The sequence below is a fragment of the Pseudomonas sp. LBUM1674 genome (assembly GCF_059695635.1).
Map to the genome: position 1 here is coordinate 3,756,235 of NZ_CP166779.1, position 17,773 is coordinate 3,774,007.

Consider the following 17,773-nt stretch of genomic DNA (forward strand, 5'->3'; position numbering starts at 1 on the left):
CAAACCTCCAAGAACAGAAAAGCCCCGCACAACGGCAGGGCTCAAATGGGTGAAGCAGATTTAATCTGTAGGCTGATTGGGCACTGCGAGCACCCGGATCAACTCCACAGCTGAACTTGTTCCAGATCCGCTACCACCAACTCCGGCAAGTGGATCAAAAGCCCCGCCCGATACGGTTGCGGCTCGTCCGCCAACCCCTGATTGGCTTCCAGCACCGCCTCTACTGAACCGTTGAGATGGCCATAGAAGTGGTAGCAGAGTGTGTCGAGCAGGTCGCCATCAGACGTTCTGCATATCGTCGCCATAGCGCACAAACTCCAACGTGAAAGACTGTTTGCGTGGGATGCCGCCCTGCAGGAACGCACTCTGCTCTTCCTCCAGATTCTTGAGGCACCAGTTGCCCAGTACGTCGCCATAGCCGGTGGTCAGCCCCAGCGGCATAAGCTGGGCGCCGATACTGCGCAGGATATCCAACTGCTTGAGGCCACCCTTGAAACCCGGAAAGATCGCACCCTTGAGGGTCAGTTTTTCTACGCCCATGCCAACAGCCTGTTGCGCCGGGCGCCGGGTGAGCCGTTCTTGTGAGGCCCAACGAAACTCAGTCTGCCGCCGCAGTTCATCAAAGGCTGCCGTGTCCAGATTGAAGTAGTACGGCTGGGTATTGGGCTTGAGCGGCTGGATGATCAGCAGGTGCGGAAACGGTTTAACCGCCTCCGGTACCGGCGTCGCGTCAATGCCGAAGCCTCCCGTAGGCAAGATGTTGGACAGTGCCGGGCTGACCTGGCCAGCGAGTTTATTGACCATCGTGGCCGCTTTCGCTGCCTGCTCTTTCAACGTACCCAGCCGCTCTTGCACTTGCGTCGCAGCGCGAGTGGCACGGCCGTAAGTGGCCAGGACCGTTCCAGCTTTGGATTGCGCGGCGTTAACACTGCGCATCACCCGCTGCAGCTTGGCACCCACCTCCGGCCCAATGAACGGGATGTTTTCCAGCTCGTCCGTTGCGCCGGTGATCTCGCTAATGGCGCCGTTCACCGGACCCAGCATGCCATCTACATTACGGCGGCCTGCCTCCCCAGCTTCGACCAGGTTTTTGAGGCCCGATTGCATCTGTTCCATATAGGCCATGGGAGATCCTCACAAATGGGGTTGATCAAAGAGGTTACTGGCCGCGTTTTGTTTGGCGGCATCCGTCATCATTCGCTGCATGTGAGGCATGAGCTCCTGAGCCAGGCGGTGTGGATCTTTGACGTCTCCGTGTACGGCGACCGGCATACTCAAAGAATATTCAAACTTCTGATCCACTTTGGTCGGCTTGGTCTTTTCCGGTACCGCCGGCTGTAGAACGACCGCTGCGGTCTTCGCCGCCGGCACCGCCATCGTGCGCACCACGTCACCCAACTTCGTTCCCGGTTCAGACGATGCTCCCGCGAAGTCTTTCGGTGCTCCCAAAAACGATTGCCCCATGCTGGCGAGAGTGGGTACGGCTGGACCCGGCCGAGGTGCAACAACCAGCGGCGTGACCAATGTCGCCGCAGTCGCGGGTCGCTCCGGTTCGTCACTGCCGAACCACGACTTGCCCGCCGCACCACCGAGTGCGGTGCCGCCCATGCTGCCCAGGTACGCACCGACCAAGCCGCCGATGGCGGTGCCAATGATCGGCACCACCGAACCAATCGCCGCACCGGCAGCAGCGCCGGCCATGGTGCCCGCTAACGAACCGGCAGCCGCACCGTAGCCCTCGGCCTGTTTATCCTGAGTGTCGGCGTTCTGAAAGGTGTCCAGGGCCATCGATCCGGCCTCGATAAAAGCCCCGCCAGGAATCATCTTGCCAACCGTGCCCACTTTGCCGACGACACCACCCAGTTTTGACAGCATGCCAGGCGAAGCAGGCACCTGTACGGGAGGTCTAGGCGGTACGGGTGGTCGAGATGGCCGATCTGGAGCAGGAGGACGGGCTGGACGAGGCCCGCCAGCAGGTCGACGTCGTTGCGACCGGGTACGGCTTGACCCACGACCTCGACGCGGCCCGCGATTGCCAGCCCCTCCCCCTATCACAGGAGAATTGACGACAAACACCTTCTGCACACCATCACCGGACTCACCCTCGGATCCCACGGAGTCATTGTCACCAGCAGTATCCTGAATCAGCGAGACCACTTTTAACCCGGTCGAGACCACGTCAAAGCCGCCCGCGTCCTTGCCCCCATTCGGACCGTCATCGGCCTGCGATTTTCCCTTGAGCGCTGCTGCGGCTTTCAGTCCAGTTTCGACCAACGACAAAGCAACTCCAGCCTTGCCCTTCGGTGTCGCTCGACCGCCGTCAGTGCTGACGTCTTCGGCATTGGTGACAAAGACCTTCTGCACCTCATTGCGCTCACTTTTCCCCAGCGTTCCGCGAGCGAGGTTGAACAACCCCTTACCCATTTTGAAAGCACTGAAGGCGGTGACCGCTGCACCAATGGCACCGACCGCAAGGGTGGTACCGCTAATGATTTTCGGGAACTCACCCGCCAGCCCGGCAATGCTGTTACCCACCTTGGTCAAACCATCGGCCGCCATGTCCGTCAGCGGCCGTAGTGCATTGCCGACACTGGTCATGGAGGCTTCCATGCTCGAGGTGGCGGCGCTCCATTTTGCATTGGAGGTTTCCCTGGCCTTGGCCGCGTCAGCCTCAATCTTTGCCTTGCCATCAGTGTCCTTGATGGCCGACATATCATCCTTGATCTTGCTGCCGTACTTGATCTGGGCCAGCAGGCCATCACTGGCGCTCTGATCACTGACGATGGTGGCCAGGCCGGCCGCCTCGATCAACGCGACCATGGCCTGTTCTTCCTCGACGCTGCCATCCCTGGATGCCTGAATCTTGGCCTTGAGTGCTTCGACCCGTTTGGCTTTCTTCGGATCCTGCTTGGCGATCAACTTTTCGCTGAGCATGATGAAGGCTTCTACCGGGTTGGCCGCCTTGCCGCTTTTCGTCGCGGCTAGGATCGAACCAGCCAGGTCATAGCCTTCCTTGGCGAAACGCTCCTGACTGGTGCTGCTGATCACCGCGTTCAGCAGGTTGTTCATGTTGGTGGCTGCTGCAGCGGCGTCCTGCGTTTGCGAGAACTGCGACTGCAGACTGGCACCCAAGAAGCGAACCGCTTCCGGGCCTTCCATGCCCAGACGCTTGATGGTGCCGAGCAACGCCGGCATGTACTTGGCCATGTCCTTGGGACCGAAGGCGCCGATGTCCCCCGCCGCCGCGACCTGACCGAGCATCGCGCCCATATCTTCCTTTTTGACCCCGGCTTCCTTGAACGCACTAAACAAGGTGGCGACGGTTTCGGCTTCCATACCCTGACCATCCACCAGGTCGGCAATCAACGGCGCGTAGTCAACCGACTCCTCCCAATCGATGCCCTTCTCGATCAGGCCCCCGACCGCCCGAGCCAGAGCCTGCTGGCCCATGCCCTTCTTCGCCGCGACCTCGCTGATTTTGTCGGCCATCTGCTGTTCAGCGTCGGTGCCGGCGGTGTGCGCCCAAAGGGACATCTGGCGGATCTGTGTCTGATAGTTCGCCGAGACCTTGGTGGGAATGGCAATGATCGCAGCAGCCGCTGCTGCACGCCCGACGGTCCCATTCAGGCCCTCCCTGCCGTCATTGATTTGGGCAAGGCCTACCGCTTTCAGCTCGGACTTTCGCGTCACCTGCCCCATCGTTTGATAAGCCTTGGCCAGGTTGCGGACCTCAATCCCCTGCTTTTTGAGGCTACTGAGGTTCGATTCCAGCTTGCGCAGTAGCGTGTCGGCCCCTGCGGCGCCACTGTCATTGGCCTTTTTCCACTCATCACGCAGACGGATGGTGTCGCCGATGGTGCGTTGCAGGACGCGGGCTTTCGTCCCTTTCGCCTCCAGGTGCTTGATGCGCCCTTCAACATCCTTGAAAGCGGCGCCGACCGTGGGGCTGACGGCGCCACCAATGACCAGCCCCAGCGCGAGATTGTTCGCCATAAGAAGCTCCCCAACGTGCAGTTTTACCGCCAGTGGCTCAGTCCGTGAGCCACCAGAGCATCTCGGAAAACGGCATAGCCTGGATCTCGGCGGCGGAAAATCCGGTATCCGCCGCCAGACGTTTTGCCGCCAGTTTCATCAGGACAGGATCAAACCCCGACGTCCTGCACCAGGCGAAAATAGCCGGCCTGCAGACGGTGGTAATCAACCAGTTTCAGGCCCTCCAGATCACTGACACCAGCATCCGCCAGCCCGGCGAACAGCATCAGTTCGCGCTGCTCTTCGTCTCCACCGGAGGCGCGATCAGCGGCGCGCACTTCGCGCACCGTCGGGGAACGCAGGGTCAGGGTATCGACCTTTACACCGTTCACATCGCTGGGTCGGGACAGCGTCACCACTGCATTGTCGGCAGTGACCTTCAGCCAGGCTGGCAACAGTTTCAAATCAGCGGATTGAGTAGTCATAGTGCTTGCTCCTTAGAGGCCCAGCGCGGTGCGCATTTCGGCAAGTTGGTCCACGCCATCGATCACCTGGATCGCGGCAATCATGTCGATCTCGTAGATCAGGCGGCCATCGACTTCCAGTTTGTAGTAAGTCGCGGCCACGGCATGTTTGATCTCGGCGGCATCGCCGGCCTTCCAGTCGCCCATGTCGACTTCCTTGAGCATTCCGCGCAGGGTGGCGACCACGGCCGTCATCTTGCCTTTGTGGCCCTTGAAGGCACCCCGGAATACCGCGTTGAAGGCTGAGCCATCGGCCAGGCCGAAGTGCTTCAGCGATTCACGACGCACGCCCTTGGTGACGAAAGAGGCTTCGAGCTTTTCCAAGCCCATGGCCATCTCGATGGGACCGGCCATGCCACCGCCACGGTACTCATCGGTTTTGGTGGTCAGTTTGGGCAGTGACAGGCTGGGCACATCACCGGTGAAGTTGATCCCGTCGACGAACAGGTTGGTGTTGAATAGCGTTTGAGGAATCATGCAACGGCCTCCTTAGGCAGCTTCGAGGACTTCGGTCAACCACTGGTTGGTGATCTCGACGCGGAAGTTGGGGTTTTCTGCAGGGGGCACATCGGTAAAACGGATGTTCCAGTACACCTTGCCCTGCTCCAGCTGGCTGGCGGTGTTCAGTTCGGTGTCCGCGAAGACTTCAAAATTGATGATCGCGCCGAGGTTTTTCAGATCGCGCATGAACGCCTGCAGGCCGTTGGTAACGTCCGAGACGTAGGTCTTGGTGATCGATCGGTCGACCGCCCATTTGTGCCCGTAGAGAATCGCGTCCATGACCATGTCGAGAGTGCGAACCCGGGTGACAAATGCCCATTTTGGATCACTGGAACAGGTGCGGTTACCCCACAGGCGATAGCCGTCATCACGGATGATGGTGGTGATCTTCGCGTTGTTGAGCAGGTTGGCCCGGCAGGTTTCATCGCCATCCAGAAACTCGATGGGCCGCTTGGTGCCGGTGATGCCGACAAACTCTTTGTTCGACGGCGAAGCCCAAAAGCCGTACTCGGCATCGGTCCAGGCAAACAAGCCAGCGGTCCAGGCCGAAGCCGGTGCATCGATGGTTGCGCTTGTGACGGTGTCCCACATCTGCACACCTGGATCGACCAGGAAGACCCGCTTGCTGCCAAAGTTTTCAACGAAGTCGATGGCCGCTTCATCGGTAGTGTTGGGACCGTCAACGATGGCAACAGCGCGCAGTTTTCCGGCCAGAGCATCCATGGCGGTGGCGACCGCTTGCGTACTGGAATGACCGGGTGCAATCACCAGCCGCGGCTGTGAGTTGAACTTGCTTTTACCGTCGAGCAAGGCTTGCAAACCGGTTCGCACGCCGGTAACGAGCACGCCACCGATGATGGCCGAAGTCAGCAAAGCAGGGTCTGCTTTCAATTCGACACCGACCGCGACGATGACGGCCTTGGCACGCGTAAACACAGCCTTGGCCGATTGCGTAATGGCCGCGCCTTCACCGAAAGCGGCGACCGCCTCGCGTTCACTGGTGAGCAGCATCAGTTGATTGGGTTTGGCTGTCACGTCCGGGCCAGGGGTGAAAGTGTCACACAAGCCAATGATCGAGGACGACGGCAGCGCAATGGTGCGCGTACCCGTGTCGACATTGGTGACGGTGACACCGTGAAAAAATCCAGCAGCACTCATATGGCGATCTCCAGAAACGAAAAAAACCCCGCATAGCGAGGTCGTGGTGTGTTCTTTAACTACTTGCAGCAGGATTGAAAAAGCCTGATCAGGGCGTTATTGGAGGTGTACAGCCAGCCAAGGTGGCGCAACAGGACGATGATCCACCAATGGAAACTCAGTCCCTCGCGGCCAGTCGCGTAACTGACGCCGGAAGGCTTGCAGTTCGCTGTATTGCTCGGACAGCAGCGTGGCGGACGCACCGCTTTCCATCTCGTCACGGTGGCGCGACACCACACTGTCAGTTGCCGCCAACTGCCCATTACGCCAACTGCGCTCAATGTCAGCCAATTGCTCAGAAGACATTGGCGGACGATCTACCAACGAGGGCGGATCAGAGTCAAAATTGATTTTGATGGCGGCCGACTGACTCCCCATCAGATGGGCATGCAGCTCTGGCGATATTTCGATCGCATCATCGGGCAAAGGACCTAAATCCGGGTCGTGAAACGATTCAGTTGTCTTGCTGGAAAAAAGCATAGTCGTACCCTCTTAGATCCCGAACGACAGCACGCGGACATCCGACTGACTGGCGGAGTAGTTGGACTGCAGTAGCACTTGGCCGAGGCCATTCACCATTCCAGCGGTGTGTGGCGTCGCGATGGATTCATAGATCGCACTACCCGTCAGGCTGACGTGGCATCCAAGTTGTAGAGTTGGGTATGCAATTGGCAGGTTGAATGCGATAGATTTTGCCGGACCTGCGAATGAAGCGGTCATCCATTGAATGATCAGCCCCGAGGGCAGCTTCTGGTATCCGTTTACGCCGAGCGATGCCCCGAACACGCGCGTTTTGCCCATCACGCCTGTGCCTGTTAGCAGCCAGTACTTGGTGCCAATGTACAAACAGTCCACATAAGAGTCAGGCGGGATAGATCGGGGCGTGCTGGTCCAGCCGCCGTCGATGTTCTCCTGCATCTTGTCCGAGCCTTGTACGCCAAGAGCCAAGGATGTCACCCCCCAGTTCTGAACCCGGATGGTCACCCCTGGTATGAGTTTGTTTGTGGTGCTGTCCGGCAAGGTGTACGCGTTCGCGGTGGCCCCCGAGCAGTGAACGAGGCCGCCTACATGCGCAAGAACACCGGCAAGCGTTCCCGTAAACTGAGTGAAGTTTGCGTACTGATGACCACGATTTTGCAGCGCCTTGGCGGTCGCGATCCGATCACTGGTTTCGAATCGTGGAATTTCCGGCGCTGTGGGCATCCCCCTCAATGCAGGACTGATGAAGTCAGTCTGCTGCAACTGCACATTCACACCATCGCAGAACATCAGCGAGGACATGCCTCGCGTGATTAGCTGGCCAGTGCCGGCGGCTGTCTTAACGGTGACGGTGAAATTACCGGTCGTGTTGTTGCAGATCTGATAACGACCGACCGCAGTCGGCACCACCACCGTCTTGTTTCCAGTCAGTGCGCCCGTCAGGTTAATGGTCGCGGCGCCGGCTTGTGTGGCCGTCAACGTAATCGAACCCGTACCGGCAATGCTCACCGCAACGGAACCATTCATCGTGGCCTGGACAAACGCGGTGGTGGCGACAGACGTGTCATTGTCCCCCGTCGCCGGCGTCGGTGCTTTCGGATCGCCAGTGAACACTGGGCTCGCCAGCGGAGCCTTGAGCCCTAGGGCGGTCGCCATCGACGTCGCAAAGTTTGGATCATTGCCCAAGGCATCGGCCAGCTCTTTGAGCGTGTCCAAGGTTGCTGGTGAGGAGGCAACGAGCGCCCCGAGGGCAGCTTGAATAAAGGCCGTCGTGGCAATCTGGTTGCTGTTGTTGCCCGCGGCGGCCGTCGGCGCTGTCGGTGTTCCGCTCAACGCGGGGCTGGCCAAGGGTGCCTTGAGACCAATCGCCGTGTTGAGTAGCGCCTGCACCGCTGTCACGAATGCCGTTGTGGCAATTTGCGTTGTGTTGTTGCCGGCAGCTGCTGTCGGCGCCGTTGGTGTGCCGGTCAATGCCGGGCTAGCCAATGGCGCTTTAAGGCCTAAGGCGGTGGCCATCGACTGGGCGAAGTTCGCATCATTGCCCAGAGCCGTCGCGAGCTCTTTTAGCGTATCCAGTGTTGCAGGTGATGAATCTACTAACGCTGCCAAAGCCGTCTGGATAAACGCCGTCGTGGCGATTTGTTGGGTGTTGGTCCCAGGCGCTGCCGTCGGAGCAATCGGGTTGCCGGTGAACGCCGGGGAGTTGATCGGCGCAAAGCCCTTAGTGACGTTTTGGAATGTCAGGGCAGTAGTGCCTAGAACAATCACTCCATCAGTGACCAGTTGCCAGCGGGTATCGGCTAGCGTGGCACCCTGCTCCACCGATACCAGAAGCGCGGAGGTCACTTCGGAATTGTGATCGGCATCGCGTGCGCGCAGCCAGGTGCCAGCGGCCGCAACGTACAAGCCGTTATCTTTAGCGGCCGTCTGGTTTTTCACCAGCACCCTATCACCCGCGACCAAGGTGACCGCATCAATGCTCTGAAGCCCGGCTAATGCGATGTTAGCGGTCGTGGCCACCCGCACCGACTGCTTGCTGTCGAGCTTGTTCAGCTCCTCCAGCACCTTGGAATCAACGTAGTCACGAGTCGCCAAGACAATGCTGGGGTCTATTTTCAGCTCGACGTTGGCGGTGCTGCTGACTATCAGATTCATCCGCACGACCTGGGTGCGGCCTGAGCCTTGATTCAGCAACGGCTTAAAGCTTGGCGCGCAGTTCGCGACAGCAACCAGATCACCCGCAGCGTCGTACAGCCCGATTTCACGAATCCACCAGCCTCCGACGTTTTCCGGAATGACCTGCTCGGCGATGATGATGCTTGCGTTGTTCGGATCTGTTTTCAGCTGATTCAATGGTGCGCGACGGCGCTCGTTGATCAGCGTTTTCTGCATACGATCAGGAATAGGGTCGGTGCCATTGGCATCACCAACGCCCATCTGGGCAAATGTCCAGGGTACGCCGAGTGCATCGGCATTGGCCTGTTTAGCCTCACCCACGGCAGTGAGGATGGCGAAGAACTGACTGTTCTGATCAATCATGAGTAGATGTCCATCGTATCAATGTGATGATCGCGTCCGCCCTGTCGGAGGTATCCGCTGACCTCGATGTCACGCTGAGTCGGCGGGTAGACGCTGATTTCGTCGCCTTCATACACGCAGGCGCCGATGTAAAAGTTGCCTGTGGTTTGCAGACTGATCGCCAGCCCCGTCATCTGTCGGCTTACCGGTTTGGCGTCGTCGATCAGGCGCTCGAGCTCCTGATACATCTCCTCGGTGATGCCTTCATCAAGAACGCCGACCTTCAATGCGAAAGTGCCAGGGATACCCTTGGGCACGGTCTGCCACCACTCCAGCACCTCGATCAGGTACCCCAGTGGCTCGACCACTCTGCGCAACGAACCGATAGTCCCTTTGCGCAAATGGATGTAAAACGCCGAACGGATCGCGGAGCGCTTCACCGCCTCCGGCCATTTGCTGTCCCAGCGATCCACTGACCAGGCCCAGGCCAACCACGGCAACAACGCCACCGGGCAGGTGTCCGGGTTGTACAAGGTTCGCAACGGGATTTCGGTGTCTTCATCGATGGCGGCCTCAATGGCGCGTTCGAGTTGGGAGCTGTTGAGCGGTAGCAAACTGCGCATATCAAGCTCCCTGAACGACGGTAAAACCGGTGCAATACGCCGATTGGAATTTGGTCGGAACGACATCGACCCATCCGACCAATTCCACTCGGCGCACGCCACTGAGGTGCAGCTGCGCATCTATCGCCGAGCGGGCGACCTCGATGCCGAGCCGGCGCCGAGGATTGATCCAGGCCTCAAGCCGGCGATTGGCTTCCGCGAGAATGGCTTCGTTCTCAGAGCCCACGCCTTCCAGGTGCAATACCGCCTCAATTCGATACTCAAGTACCTGCGTACTTTGCACGGTCAGACGGTCCGCGACCGGACGGACGTCGTCATCGCTCAGGTAAGCCATGACGATGTCCAGCAGGGCTTGATCCGCATGCCCGTTACCCTGCAGGTCTTGCACGGTGACGACCACCTCGGCTGGTGCCGGGCTTTCCGCCGTAGCATCGCCCACCAGCGCCGACGCACTGCGCGCGTGCAGGATGTAGCTGCTACGCGGCCCGGCGGTGGTCAGCCCCTCATAGGCCCACTGAATACGCTCACGTAAGGCGTCATCCGACTCTTTCACTTCAGTCGTCGGTGGCACCGTCAGCAAGTTTTCAGCCTGGATGATCAAGCGTTTAAGTTTGACGTTGGCCGCCAGCTGATCGAGGTCGGCGTCTTTGGCATAGGCCAGCAACAATGCCTTGGCTGCATCGTTAACCCGGGCACGGTTCTGCATCCGCCGATAAGCCCCCAGTTCCAGCAGCTTGACTACTGGATCGCTTTCCAATTCGGCCGTCCAGTTCTCCCCCATGTACAACCGGAAGGTTTCCAGCTCTTCTTCATAGAGCGCCTCAAAGTCCAGCGACTCCAGCACCTGCGGCGCAGGCAGTGCTGACAAATCCACCGTGCTCATGCGGACACCTCCAGCAATCGGGCTTCGCCCTGGTATTCGCCCTTGAGTTCGAGGTCGATGCGGCCACCGATCACCGCCACCACGCGCACCTGGTCGAGCTTGATCCGTGGTTCCCAACGGCCAAGTGCCCGAGCGACCTCGGCTTGTACGGCACTCTTCCAACCTTCACTGACGGGGAGATCGACAAAGCGGCGCAGCTTGCTGCCGTACTCTGGTCGCATACGGCGGCTGCCGAGCGGCGTGCCGAGGATGTCTTCAATGGACTGCCGGAGATGGCTGAGACCGGATAGCGGCAGGCCGGTGCGGCGGTCCATTCCGATCATGTAGGGTTACTCCGGCATGAGTTCCAGGTCAGGGTGAGTACTGAAATAGGCAAACTGATCATCACCAAACGCTGTCACCTGGCCTTTGGCAACTGAAGCCGTACGGCCATTGGGTAGTACCAGCGTGCGAGAGGTGAATACCGTGTCGCGAAAGATGCGTGGAGGACCGAGGGGCCTCACTGTCTGAACTGGTTCGACCGAGCCATCAGCACTTTTAGACTTACTCATAGGGCATGCTCCATATATGAAAAAGCCCGCACGCGGCGGGCAGAGAAAAAAGGGTGGATCAGTGTTGGTGGTTGGGCGTGTTGCCACCCACATCGATGACCTTACCGGCGCTATTGATGTCGCCGGTGGTGTTCAGCGTGCTGTTGATGGTTACCGGTCCATCGACGACGACCTGACCGATCAGGGCGATCTTGTTGGCCACCACTCTCACCTGCTCTGGGGTGACTTCGAGCACTGAGCCACCGACTTTAACGGTCGCGGTGCCGACCGGCAGCTCGATGGTGTAACTGTTGGCCTCCCAGTCATAAACCAGCGAACCGCCGTCGTCGAAGCGCCAGACTTCTACATGATCGCGGTTGTCCGGCTGGGCCCCGGCGTTGCCGTACAAGCCAGGAATAAAGGTGCCCATCCCCGCAACACCACTTGGGCTGAGCAAAGCGCCCTGCTCGCCGACACTCGGTGCCCGCCAATGCCGCGCCTTGCCCGCTGCCTGGCTGTGCCAACGCACCCAGGCGCTGATCCATTCACCGGACTGAACCCGCACCATGCCGGCCGACAGATCCACGCCGACCACCACACAGGGCATAAGCATGGCGGCGATCATTCGGTCATGCTCGGCAACGGCATAGCTCATTCACATATCCTCCGGCGCGATGTAGTCGCCCTCATGACCTGGCCCGGTGTCCTGGTTGAAACCGAACACCAATGTGCCAGGCGGCTCATCCGGCCACGGCCATTCCTCGGCGCCGAGGTAAACCGTTTGGGTCCACTCGAGCAGCCAGACGGTGTAGCCATCCAGCTCCGGGCGGGTCCAGTCCTGCACTGCCTGCACAAACTCGGCGGGTTCGACATCAAGCCCCCAGGTCTGCGCCCGCAGCAACACTGCCAGTTGCGTGGCCAAGTGCACGGCCTGTCGTTGGTGGTGATCCCTGATCACGTCGACGACGATCCGCGCTTCGAACTTGCAGACCAGCGTCGTTTCTCCGGTGCCAATGTCCTGACCAGGCTCAACCTCGGCCAGTTCAAGCAATACTGCTGGCAAGGGAATGTGTTGTCTGCTGCTCAAATCCGGCCACGCGGCGACCATTTCCACGCCCGGCAAATTGGTCTGCAGATGCTGCTCAACACCCTCGAGGAGCTGTTCGAGGCTAAATGGTTCATCAGACACGGGCAGTCCCTCTCAAGTACTTCTGCAGTTCAAAGTTCAGCTCTTGTTTGAGGATCTCCAGCAAGCGTTGATCGGCGCGTTTGATCCAGCTGTCGAAGTGCGGACGAGCCTGCTCCAGCGACACCTTGGCCTTGGCCAGGGGAAAGCGGTTGCCGTTTTCCTCGACAAAACCTGAGCGACGACGGCCCTGCTCGGAATCGGGATAGTCATTCGCTGAAAAGTGCTTACTCGCGGTGCGAATCCAGATGTCGGCTTTGCTGCCGTACACCTTTTTGTAGAACGCCCCTTGGTAACGGCGACCGGCCACCGACACACCCCTGCCCGTCTGGCGAGCGCGACCGGTGCGACTGGCCTCAATCGCATTGAGGCCAAACCACAACTTTCCGCGCATCGTTCCACCCGAGACCGGATAGGCTCGCAAGCGTTGCCGGACCGCAGCGATGGCGATCCGCTCTTGTTTGCCCACCGCCCGGGCGATGTGGGTGCGCAGCCAGCCCAAGGTTTTGTTGATCGCCCTACGTTGCGCCGCCGCTGCAGCTTTCGGCAGCAGTTTGGCAAAGTCCTGAAAGGCTTGAAGGTGCACCGCGGACGGCTGGATGGTGAGCATCCCGCTGTTACGCTTTTGCTCCGAATAGCTGCCGACGCTCATGCGCGTTTCCTCAGAATCAAGGCCACCAAACCATCGCCGCTGGGCTCCAGCTGCAGCAAGTCGTAGTCACCGCCACCGTCCAGTTCCGGCAAGTCGATGCTGACCCGCAGGCCCTTGTTCAACCCATCAGAATCGCAGACACGAATCTCGAAGCGCGGCTCACGCAGCCCACTGTTGAGCTTGCCGAACTTGGGCTGCAGCCAGGGCGCCGCGAACATGCCCAGGACCGGCTCGTCCCTGCCTTCAATCCGTGCGGTATCACCCAGGGTTTCGAACACGACCGCGTCGACCTCGGTGATCAGATCGCGAAAGCCCATGATCAAAGCTCCAGCAGGATTTGTGCGAGAGGTCGGGTGCACAGGTGCAACGGGTTCGACTGGGCTTCACCCGCCATGCCTTTATTGAATGGCAGCGGCTCGATCTTGCTGTAATACGGCACGCCTTCGGTGTTGACCGTCTCCATATAGTCCGCCGGGGCGAACACCGAGATGTACAGATCCGGCACGCCTTCGGGAATAAGCAGCGCTTTGTCTTCATGGACAAACGACACCCCGGCGATCTTGCCGCGATAGCGTTCCCAGACAATGCCGCCGAACTCGAAGCTTTCGCGCGCGTCACCACGCAATGCCGCTGCTTGCTGGCTGTTGAGGTAAGTCTCCTTTACTGATCGATGGCTAATCAGCTTGTTCCAGTAATTCTTGCCACAGAAAGCGCGCGAGCCGCTGCTGGTGACGCTGCCCAATGCATCTTCCTGCAGGTCCAGGGCCTCGCCGCATTTGACGCGGAGTTCGGTATCGGGACTGTTGAGTCCCATGGACATCTTCTTGCGAGTCACTCCGAAGGTCTTGTACAGATCCAGCAAAACAGTCTGGCCGTCAGCATCAAGGATCTGTCCATTCAGCGCGCCCATGCGCTGGAATTCGTGCGTGACATCGAGCTGTCGCCGGCACTTGGCTAAGCGCTTGTTGACCACGTCCTGTACCGCCTGCAGTTCAGAACGAGTGCCAAAGGCACGAATGCCTTGGATCTCGTCGGCCTTGATCGCAAAGCGCTGCGGCAGGTGCACGGTGTTGAACGGGATCAGCTTGCGTTTGGTTCCCGCAACGACCAGACCCGAGGTGCCGCGCTCACCGGCCGGGACCAGGGCCAGGGTGTCCCCGTCCTTTTCGATCTGCACCGTCAGCGTGGTGATGCCCTCCTCCTGGAACAAGCCCAGGCTGCTGATGCGCCCCGGCAGGTATTCCTGTTCATTGATGGCGGCGGTGAGCGACGAGACCGTAAACGCATCATCGTTAAAGATTTCAATGTCAGCCATTAAACTATCTCCAGAATGCAAAAAACCCGCACTCGGCGGGCTCAGTAATCAGGGGTGGTCATCCTAGCGGACGATCAGAAAATGAGAGGCCAAGGCCCTTTCGGCTGCCGGATCCAGATCAGTCAGGTGTGCCTCGCTGACCTCAGCCAGCCGCACGACGGCGCGACCGCGACGGACTACGTCCGATTCCCCCAGTGGCCCGTACAGAATCGCCAGTGGGTTCTCGGTGCCGTCCTCGGCGGCCGGGTTATACGGCGCGAACTCGCTGGTCGCGGCCACCAGACCGAGGATCTGCCCGGGCTCCAGTGCGGGGCCCGCGGCGACGTTGATTGCTTCCCGGGAGATCGTGCCGGGCGCTTCGGACAGAAGAAATTCGCCGGCGTGCATCGGCTCGCGTTGAATGGTCATGGTCTTGCTCCAGTAGTAATGGATTTCCCGCTGCGCGCGGCTTGGCGCGCAGACCAGATCGAGGGTTGATCGATCTGCCTGGCCTGCACTTTCGGCGACGGGTCATCGGCCAGCGGCAGGCTGTTGTCGATTTCAAAACCCTTGCCACTGCCCACGATTTTGTCGAACAGCCGCGCCCGTACAGCCGATGCATCCAGACCAGCCGCGACATATTCGGCACTGAATTCCGGCAAACGAGCGGCCACACAAAGATCATTTACCGCCTTGGCGCGTGTCAGCCCTGCCTGGACGATCTCTTCGCTTTCAAGCTTGGTCGAGCTGAGCAGCGGTTCGACCAGGTTGCTGATGCCCGCCTCAGCGCAACGCTGGGTGATCATCAGGGCCAGCTTGGTCGAGTCGACCACGGGCGGCGTCGGTGGTGTGTCTTCAGGCTCAATGTCCGGATCCGGCTCCTCGGGCGCATTAAGTTGGGCCAGCAACTCAGCCGGCGCATGCTGGTAACGCTGCAGCACCGCACCCTGGCCGAGGCAGGCCTTGACCTTGACGCCATCTCCAACTTCATCGGCCAACCCGAGGGCCACCGCCTCACTGGCGGTGAGCCAGGTTTCGGCGGCGACCAACCGCCGTAGCTCGGCCTCGTCGATGTCCGGTGCTTTTGCCTTGTAGGCCGCGATGATCGCCTCCATGGTCTGGTCGAGAACATCGGCCACCTTGCGAAAGCTTTCGGCATCACCTGCCGCATACGTCCAGGGGTTGTGAATCATCAACATGGCGTTGGAAGCAATCACCACCCGGTGCGCACCGCACACGGCCACGCTGGCTGCACTGGCCGCCAACGCATCGACCCGACCAGTGCAACGCTCACCCAAACGTGACAGCGCGTTATGCATGGCCAGGCCGTCGAACAGGTCGCCGCCGATGCTGTTGAAAGCCGCAATCACCGGCGAGGCGCCGTCGTCCATGGCACGCAGATCCTGCACGAACTGATTGGCGGTAATACCCCAGGTGCCGATCTCGCCATAGACGAAGACCTCGATCACTCGCTCAGCAGCCTCACCGCTGGCCTGCAGGGTGTACCAGGTTTTATCCTGCACCTGCACCCGCTTGCCCACCTGGTTATAAATGCGCGGTCGCGCCTTCTTGCTCATGGTTGCTCCTTGTCGTCGATAGGGACGACAGCTTCGAGAGTGGTGTAATTGAGGCCGAGGGTTGTGGCTCTCTGCAGATCAGCCGCGTTTTCAGCGTCAACCGTTTCGGCGTCGTAACCGGTGCGCAGCACCATCTCGCTACGCGAGGCGAAGCCCGCTTGGACTTCCATCCGCCGCGCCTGGACGTCCTGCACAGGCTGGATATAGGCCCAACCTTGCGGTACCCAACGGGTACGCAAATATTCACGGCGTCGTTTCGTATAGTCATCCAGCATCAGGACACCCGACAGCACCGCCATGTCCATCCAGGCCGCCCGCACTGGGCGGCAGAGTTGATGCACGTAAACGCCAAATTGCAGCTGCTCCAGGCGACGCCGAAACTCGTTGAGCACCACTCGCAGCGCCCGGTCGTTGACCTCGCGCATGTCGCCGGTGAGGATCTCGTAAGGCGTTCCCGTGCCGGCTGCGGCTGCCATCAGCTGCTGCCGCATGAAATCCGGATAGTTGTTGCCTGCGTCCGGCGGCTTGGAGAACTCGACCTCTTCACCAGGTCCCAGCTCCTGCATGGTGCCGGGCTCCAGCGCGACCATTGGCGTGAAGCCGTCGCGATCAAGGTTCAGCGGCTGACCGGTGACGGGATCTCTGGGCACGAGGCCGGAGTCCGGTGCCGGCCGGCTGATGAAACCGGCAAACAGGTTGGCCACCTCTTGGCGAAACAACACCGCATCGTCGTAGTTATCGAGACTGCGCAGGCGCTTCAACACCGGCGACAAGCGCGGTACGCCACGTAGTTGACCGGGCTCGACCGGCTCGAAGATGTGCAACACCTGAGCGGCCGGCACACGAACCAGCTGGTTGTAAACCGCATTCAACGACGAGGCATCACGCGGGTGTGACAGGTACATCCAGTACGCCACCCGCTTGCCGCTGGGGGTGAACTCGATCCCGGCGCGGATAATGTTGCCGTCCCGGGTGGTTTCGAATTTGTCGTGCGGAACGAATTCCGGCGCGAGCGCTTGGATCTGCAGCGGCACAGCGAGGCCTTCGTCGAGACCGCGAGGTCGCAGCCGGACAAAGCATTCGCCTGAGGTTTCCACCGTGCGCGACACCAGGGCCTGTTGCCCGTAGAAGTCGGTGCGCTCATCGGCGTCCGATTCATCGACCCAGTCCTCCCACAACTCCTGCAGCAACTTGCGCAGGGCATCGTCATCGGTTTTCGGCCTCGGCGTGATACCGGTACCGATCAGGTTGCTGACGCGTTTGTCGATCACGTTATAGGCATACGGATCGTTGCGAACCGCAGCCCGAGAACGCGAGCGCAGGTTGCGCAATGCCGGGGTGTTGATGCTGTTGATGCCGGTGTCGGGGGCATCCCAACCAGTGGAACGTCGGCCCTCCCCGGCGCCTTCGTAACTGGCCTTGATGTTCGACGGCAGCAAGAATCCGTTACGGGTCAGCGTCGGATAGTGGCGGGCCATTAGACTCCCTTGCCTCCGTGGTACAGCCTGACCACGCGTGAGCGCGGACCGGCGGCGCGGATCAGTGACGTGCGGATTTCTTCACGCGCCTTGAGCAGTTCGTCAACGGTGCGGTATTCCACGGTGCGGTCTGTGTAGCGCACGGTTTTCTCACCGCGAGCGATGGCCGCCTCAACTGCGTCGAGGTGCTTTTGGGTAAAGGACATGTGAATACCATTGTGTTTGATTTGATCAGGGCACTAGAGATGGCCCGGCGTTCTGGCTAACCTGAAACGTCGCCCCTCTTGGAATAGGTCGCTACGTGACAACATCAAACATTGAACGATTCGACGTATACACCGGGCTGATCTTCGCCCGTC

21 protein-coding genes are annotated in these 17,773 nt (G+C 59.9%); all 21 read right to left on the reverse strand.

The annotated features are described in order from the left end of the window. Positions 1-98 precede the first annotated feature (98 nt). Positions 99-305 (reverse strand): tail protein X, encoded by a 207-nt coding sequence (locus ACA067_RS17225; RefSeq protein WP_497457679.1) that lies wholly within the window; start codon positions 303-305, stop codon positions 99-101. Further along, the gene (locus tag ACA067_RS17230) at positions 280-1,125 is read right to left on the reverse strand and encodes a phage tail protein (RefSeq protein ID WP_497457680.1); all 846 of its coding nucleotides are present in this window, start codon (positions 1,123-1,125) and stop codon (positions 280-282) included. Before ACA067_RS17230 ends, ACA067_RS17225 begins: the two co-directional genes overlap by 26 nt. Before the next feature lie 9 nt (positions 1,126-1,134). Beyond that, entirely contained in the window at positions 1,135-3,993 is a 2,859-nt protein-coding gene (locus tag ACA067_RS17235; RefSeq protein WP_497457681.1) for a phage tail tape measure protein, read from the reverse strand. A 149-nt stretch (positions 3,994-4,142) separates the two neighbouring features. Continuing rightward, complete coding sequence (locus tag ACA067_RS17240; protein ID WP_497457682.1) at positions 4,143-4,457, reverse strand: phage tail assembly protein; 315 nt, start codon at positions 4,455-4,457, stop codon at positions 4,143-4,145. 12 nt (positions 4,458-4,469) lie between these two features. Further along, positions 4,470-4,973 (reverse strand): phage major tail tube protein, encoded by a 504-nt coding sequence (locus ACA067_RS17245; RefSeq protein ID WP_497457683.1) that lies wholly within the window; start codon positions 4,971-4,973, stop codon positions 4,470-4,472. A gap of 12 nt (positions 4,974-4,985) precedes the next feature. Next, complete coding sequence (locus ACA067_RS17250; protein WP_497457684.1) at positions 4,986-6,155, reverse strand: phage tail sheath subtilisin-like domain-containing protein; 1,170 nt, start codon at positions 6,153-6,155, stop codon at positions 4,986-4,988. 96 nt (positions 6,156-6,251) lie between these two features. Further along, a complete protein-coding gene (locus ACA067_RS17255) occupies positions 6,252-6,674 on the reverse strand; it encodes a phage tail protein (protein ID WP_497457685.1) in 423 nt (140 codons plus the stop codon). Positions 6,675-6,686: 12 nt separating this feature from the next. Then, on the reverse strand, positions 6,687-9,212 hold the full coding sequence (locus ACA067_RS17260) for a phage tail-collar fiber domain-containing protein (RefSeq protein ID WP_497457686.1): 2,526 nt from the start codon (positions 9,210-9,212) through the stop codon (positions 6,687-6,689). Beyond that, the gene (locus ACA067_RS17265) at positions 9,209-9,814 is read right to left on the reverse strand and encodes a phage tail protein I (RefSeq protein ID WP_497457687.1); all 606 of its coding nucleotides are present in this window, start codon (positions 9,812-9,814) and stop codon (positions 9,209-9,211) included. Before ACA067_RS17265 ends, ACA067_RS17260 begins: the two co-directional genes overlap by 4 nt. A gap of 1 nt (position 9,815) precedes the next feature. Further along, positions 9,816-10,697 (reverse strand): baseplate assembly protein, encoded by an 882-nt coding sequence (locus ACA067_RS17270; RefSeq protein ID WP_497457688.1) that lies wholly within the window; start codon positions 10,695-10,697, stop codon positions 9,816-9,818. Continuing rightward, positions 10,694-11,020 carry a GPW/gp25 family protein gene (locus ACA067_RS17275; protein WP_497457689.1) on the reverse strand — a complete coding sequence of 109 codons (327 nt, stop codon included), beginning with the start codon at positions 11,018-11,020 and terminating at the stop codon, positions 10,694-10,696. The genes ACA067_RS17270 and ACA067_RS17275 overlap by 4 nt, the downstream gene beginning before the upstream one ends. A gap of 6 nt (positions 11,021-11,026) precedes the next feature. Beyond that, the gene (locus ACA067_RS17280) at positions 11,027-11,248 is read right to left on the reverse strand and encodes a hypothetical protein (protein ID WP_497457690.1); all 222 of its coding nucleotides are present in this window, start codon (positions 11,246-11,248) and stop codon (positions 11,027-11,029) included. A gap of 58 nt (positions 11,249-11,306) precedes the next feature. Next, the gene (locus ACA067_RS17285) at positions 11,307-11,882 is read right to left on the reverse strand and encodes a phage baseplate assembly protein V (RefSeq protein WP_497457691.1); all 576 of its coding nucleotides are present in this window, start codon (positions 11,880-11,882) and stop codon (positions 11,307-11,309) included. Beyond that, positions 11,883-12,416, reverse strand: coding sequence for a hypothetical protein (locus ACA067_RS17290; RefSeq protein ID WP_497457692.1), 534 nt, complete (start codon positions 12,414-12,416; stop codon positions 11,883-11,885). After that, the gene (locus ACA067_RS17295; protein WP_497457693.1) at positions 12,409-13,065 is read right to left on the reverse strand and encodes a hypothetical protein; all 657 of its coding nucleotides are present in this window, start codon (positions 13,063-13,065) and stop codon (positions 12,409-12,411) included. The genes ACA067_RS17290 and ACA067_RS17295 overlap by 8 nt, the downstream gene beginning before the upstream one ends. Further along, a complete protein-coding gene (locus tag ACA067_RS17300; RefSeq protein WP_497457694.1) occupies positions 13,062-13,382 on the reverse strand; it encodes a head-tail joining protein in 321 nt (106 codons plus the stop codon). Before ACA067_RS17300 ends, ACA067_RS17295 begins: the two co-directional genes overlap by 4 nt. Positions 13,383-13,384: 2 nt before the next feature. Beyond that, the gene (locus ACA067_RS17305; RefSeq protein WP_497457695.1) at positions 13,385-14,380 is read right to left on the reverse strand and encodes a major capsid protein; all 996 of its coding nucleotides are present in this window, start codon (positions 14,378-14,380) and stop codon (positions 13,385-13,387) included. 63 nt (positions 14,381-14,443) lie between these two features. After that, the gene (locus ACA067_RS17310) at positions 14,444-14,788 is read right to left on the reverse strand and encodes a head decoration protein (RefSeq protein ID WP_497457696.1); all 345 of its coding nucleotides are present in this window, start codon (positions 14,786-14,788) and stop codon (positions 14,444-14,446) included. Next, positions 14,785-15,936 carry a head maturation protease, ClpP-related gene (locus tag ACA067_RS17315; RefSeq protein ID WP_497457697.1) on the reverse strand — a complete coding sequence of 384 codons (1,152 nt, stop codon included), beginning with the start codon at positions 15,934-15,936 and terminating at the stop codon, positions 14,785-14,787. The genes ACA067_RS17310 and ACA067_RS17315 overlap by 4 nt, the downstream gene beginning before the upstream one ends. Then, positions 15,933-17,414: a phage portal protein gene (locus ACA067_RS17320; protein WP_497457698.1), complete on the reverse strand. Its 1,482-nt coding sequence runs from the start codon at positions 17,412-17,414 to the stop codon at positions 15,933-15,935. The genes ACA067_RS17315 and ACA067_RS17320 overlap by 4 nt, the downstream gene beginning before the upstream one ends. Further along, positions 17,414-17,620, reverse strand: a complete 207-nt coding sequence (locus tag ACA067_RS17325) for a phage head-tail joining protein (RefSeq protein WP_497457699.1) — start codon at positions 17,618-17,620, stop codon at positions 17,414-17,416. Before ACA067_RS17325 ends, ACA067_RS17320 begins: the two co-directional genes overlap by 1 nt. Positions 17,621-17,773: the final 153 nt, after the last annotated feature.